5 protein-coding genes are annotated in these 4,231 nt (G+C 58.7%); 2 read left to right on the top strand and 3 right to left on the bottom strand.

Annotated features, from left to right (window positions below):
* Nucleotides 1-5 precede the first annotated feature (5 nt).
* Nucleotides 6-563 carry a signal peptidase I gene (locus B5F94_RS15490; RefSeq protein ID WP_087331425.1) on the bottom strand — a complete coding sequence of 186 codons (558 nt, stop codon included), beginning with the start codon at nt 561-563 and terminating at the stop codon, nt 6-8.
* A gap of 406 nt (nt 564-969) precedes the next feature.
* A complete protein-coding gene (locus tag B5F94_RS15485; protein ID WP_158100310.1) occupies nt 970-2,208 on the bottom strand; it encodes a TniQ family protein in 1,239 nt (412 codons plus the stop codon).
* An 85-nt stretch (nt 2,209-2,293) separates the two neighbouring features.
* On the opposite strand from B5F94_RS15485, the gene B5F94_RS15480 reads away from it, so the two are divergent.
* Nucleotides 2,294-2,557 (top strand): type II toxin-antitoxin system prevent-host-death family antitoxin, encoded by a 264-nt coding sequence (locus B5F94_RS15480; RefSeq protein WP_087272293.1) that lies wholly within the window; start codon nt 2,294-2,296, stop codon nt 2,555-2,557.
* Nucleotides 2,544-2,894 carry a type II toxin-antitoxin system RelE/ParE family toxin gene (locus B5F94_RS15475; RefSeq protein ID WP_087331421.1) on the top strand — a complete coding sequence of 117 codons (351 nt, stop codon included), beginning with the start codon at nt 2,544-2,546 and terminating at the stop codon, nt 2,892-2,894. The genes B5F94_RS15480 and B5F94_RS15475 overlap by 14 nt, the downstream gene beginning before the upstream one ends.
* A 134-nt stretch (nt 2,895-3,028) precedes the next feature.
* Here B5F94_RS15475 and B5F94_RS15470 read toward each other — a convergent pair.
* A partial coding sequence (locus tag B5F94_RS15470; protein ID WP_087331418.1) for an ATP-binding protein occupies nt 3,029-4,231 on the bottom strand: 1,203 nt, incomplete at its 5' end.

Here is a 4,231-nt window from a genome sequence, read left to right as displayed (position 1 = left end):
GTGATCTACTGCTCGTCAGGGGGGTTGCTGTCTTTCGATTTCTTCTGTTGCGAACGGACGTCTGATATAAGCAGCAGTACCACGATGGCCAATATGAAGCCGATACCTACCGGCGTCCGGATAATGTTGACAATGCGTCCGACACCGGGGATGTGGCCCAGGTACACGCCGTAGATGTCGCCCTCAGTGAGCAGGATGCCGTCATCTACCGGGTTGGCGTCGCCCTTGGTGATGATACCGTCCGGCAGCACGGCGATGATGCGATGTACGACCTGCATGTGGTCGTAGGGATGGTCATACACGATGATGTCACCCACCTGGAGGCTATCGTAGTCGTAACGGGTGCTGATGAGGCAATAACTGTATGTGGGGATTTCAGGTTCCATGGACGCGGACTGTATCGGACAGAGGCGCAAGCCGGACACCAGAGCGAAGCCAAAAATGGCCAAAAGGACAAGGATGGGGGCCACTGCGGCCTGGAGAAATTGTTGGACTGGACTTTTGCCGCGGGATGTTGTACCATTTTCCGCCGGCGCGGGCTTTGTATCAGGCTCCTTTGCCATGTTGTACCGCCTCCTTTCAGCAAATGGTTGGTTGTTTTCACATTATAGCGCGGTCGTGTTATGTCTGCAAGGGTAGCCTCTGTCCACAAAAAAGGGACGGGGAAGAAAAAAGTAGGCGCTCGAAACCCGTTGCGGCACAGGGGTTTGCGGTGTTTCTGTCTACTTTTCCACTTTTTTATAAAAAATAAAAAAGAAGTATAATAGTATAAGTAAAAAGTTTTTTGAAGAAAAAAGTGGAAAAGCAGACAGGGCCCATGTGGCAAGGCTGGGGGATACAGGGTTCACACGGCAGGCTGCAAGACAACCTTCCGCCTCCCCTTATCTCCTGTACTAGTGGGGGGGCAAGGGGGGCGTTGCGGCAGATGGGGCAATTTATGGCGGCCACATACCTTCAAGGGCACTTCCGTCATGGCCAGCCCCCCTCCCGCCACCGGCGCAACCCTGCCTCCATAAAATACCGCATGGCGTGGGAGTAGGCCTCCATACCTTGCGCCCGCATAAACACCTTCAACTCCTCTCTCTCCATCGGGGACAGATGGATTGTCACGGTATAAATTTGCCGCTCCTGCACCTGTTTTTGTGACCCGGACTGTGGCCAGAACGGAGCAATCCCGAACCGCCTGGTGTAGGGCAAAAGCCGGTCTGCCCGGATGCCTAGCAGCTTGGCGATGCTGGCTTTGTCCCGGATCACATGAGACGCGGCCAATTCCCGCATCCGGGTCTCCAATGTCAGCGGCACTTGCTTCGGAGAGAACAGTACCTCCGGCTCCTGCACCAGCATGACGGTCAGCAGGGCATACTCCTCGGCAGAGTAGATCAGGTAGTGCCGCAGACGCAGGGCGTGTGCTTTGGTGATGTGCGTCCCAAAGTAATGCTCCACCAACTCGGTTCCATACTTGTCTGTCAGGGCGGTGTGTAACTTATCAACATCAAATGCCTGCTTTCGTATGCTGTCCTCGCTGAGCAGGCTGGCGTTCTCCATGGCCCTGGCAAGGTTATCGGCCTCCCGGTTTGGGCTGAGGTCATAGGGCATGGTCAAGTAGGCGTAGAGGGTGTCGGTCAGGGCCGGCTCGTAGTCCATCGCCCCATAGTCCGGCTCCGCCCAGTCCTGCCCATCCAGTGGCAGATACTGTGCCCCCAGGGGCCGGGTGTTGGGGATGGGCTTGTCCCGGAGCCGGCAGCGGTGGCGGGGGCACAGGGGCATGAGCCCGATCTGGTGCTCCCGGTGCCAGTATGGCTCGCCGTAGGTTTGAGTGTCCTCCTGGATGCAGATGGGGCAGTAGCGCAGGGAGCGGGGCTTGATGTCCCGGGTGGCCCGCAGATACCGGGGCCGCATGTCCTCGCCCGCCAGAAAGGCTTCCAGGATGGCGGCTTTTTTCTCCTGGGGCTGAAACCGCATCAGGAACGGGAGCAGAGTGTGTTGCAGAGCGGCCTCCTGGGTGGAAAGGAAACCGGGCGGCAGCTGTTCCAGGATTTTGTGAATACTGTTGTTTGGAAAAAAGCTGCCCACATCCGTGTCACGGGCGTTGCCGAACAGGGCCTTCATGGTGGCCTGCCAGGACAGGGCGCCGCTGTGGGTATGGTAGCGGGCGATCACACTGTACCAGAGTTCGTCCGGGTAAGGTGTTGGGAAATAATGAAGCATGTAAGAACACTCCCAGCAGTAAAAAATGATGTTGAATTTTACAGCAGATTGAGATATACTGAGCATAAGAAGGGGGCTGAGCACCATGCCGAATATCAAACCCATCTCCGATCTGCGCAACTATACCGAGGTTCTGCACGATGTGGCGGTAGGCGCTCCGGTGTTTCTGACCAAGAATGGCCGGGGCCGGTACGCCATCATGGATATACAGGACTATGAGCGGACCCAGGCCACCATCCGGCTGATGAACGAGCTTGCCAAGGGCCGGAAGTCCGGGGAAACCGAAGGCTGGCTGACACCGGAGGACATGAGGGCGCATTTCCGTGCGAGGGCTAATGGGGAAAAATAAGATACACTACACGGCAGAGGCCCGGCGGGATTTGGATGAGATATGGGACTACATCGCGTCCGACCTGCAAAACACTTCTGCGGCGGAGCGTATTGTGAACCGCATCATGGACGATGTGGACCAGTTGGAAAACCATTCGGAGCTGGGCGCGCCCCTGTCCTCGATTGCCGATGTGGAGAGCGGCTACCGCTTTCTGGTGACAGGCAACTATCTCACCTTCTACCGGGTACACGGCAGCGACATCTATGTGGACCGTGTGCTCTACGGGCGCCGGGACTATCTGCGCGTCCTCTTTGGCGACGCGAAGGACGAAACAAACCCGGAGCAGCCGATGTAGGCACTGCCCCAATGATCTGAATAAGCAAACCCGCTTGCAGGGTGACTCGCCCCTTGGACGGCACGGCAACGCTGTGTCAGGAGAGGCAGTTATCCAGGCGCAAGCGGGTTTTCTGTGTCTATCCCGCAGAATATTCAGCCGCTTGTGAACACCTCCAGGAGTCCAGCTTGTTCCAGGGCGGCAGCCGCGGTTTCCGGGTCCTGGCCCGCCGCCACCAGGGTCAGGATGTCGTGCTCGTCCCGTTTGGCTTTGGGCCGGCCCCGGGGCACCGCATAGAGCCGGCAGACGGGTTCCGGCTCCAGGGCCTCTGCCGTGTCTGCCTCGGCGTCTGTTTCGGTGTCCTCGTCCGTATCGCACACGGAGAAGTCGGACAGGTAGGTTCCCTTGGCGTAGGTCTTGGGCACGACGATGCTGAGCGTCTCCACGGCTTTGCGTATCAGCTTGTCGTCCAGCCGTTCGGCCCCCGCCTGGAGAGCCTGCACCTGGGCCTCGCAGAAAATCTTGACGATGTATGCGGGGATGCCGCCGGACAGGTCATAGACCAGATTAACAAGTGCGTCCGTGAAGTGGGCACGCTCCGGGGTGTACTGATACGGCCACAGTTCATGTAGGAAGCGACGGTAGATGCCGTCCGGGCGCATGGGGAGCAGACGCAGGCCCCGGGTCCGGCGCTTGAGGTGCTCCTGGGACAAAAAGAGGTCCTCGGCGGACGGGGTGCCCACATAATAGATGCCGGTGCACGCCTCGTTGGACAGCTCCACCAAGAACTTGATGAGGGCCTTGCTCTGTTTGTTGCGGGACGCGGTGAGGATGGCGTTCTGAATCTCGTCTATGACAATGAGGCCCACATGATGGGTCAGACAGAGTATCTTGACCCTTGTAGCCAGTACGGAGGCGCTGGGCAGGCGGGCCACACGCTGGTTCAGGTCGCTGTAACTGCTTCCAATGGCCCGGTCGATGGCCTCGATGATGTTCAGGGCCAGGGTCTTGACGGAGCAGTCACCGGGGCATTCTACCATGAGCCATGTGACCTGGTTGCAGAAGAGCTTGCTGTCTCCATACTGGCTGTGCCGGATGACCTGTGGGATCTGGCGCAGACACCGGCGGATGGTGGAGGACTTGCCGATACCCGGTACACCGAGGATGGAGCCGCTGTCCGTGGAGGTGGCCACGGGGAGCTGCGCCAGGGCCGCGCCGTCGCCCTGGTGGATGGCGTGTACCCGGCGGATGCTGTCAATGGTGGCGCTGGCGGTGTAGGTGCTCTCCATGGAGCAGTAGAGAGTGTTGTAAATCACGGCCATGTAGTCCAGGGGAACGAACACGGAGGAGAGGGCGTT

The organism is Flavonifractor sp. An4 (assembly GCF_002161755.1).
In the GTDB taxonomy this organism is placed as follows: domain Bacteria; phylum Bacillota; class Clostridia; order Oscillospirales; family Oscillospiraceae; genus Flavonifractor; species Flavonifractor avicola.
The sequence above is the reverse complement of the archived record's forward strand: the minus strand, read 5'-3'. Positions and strand labels throughout refer to the sequence as shown.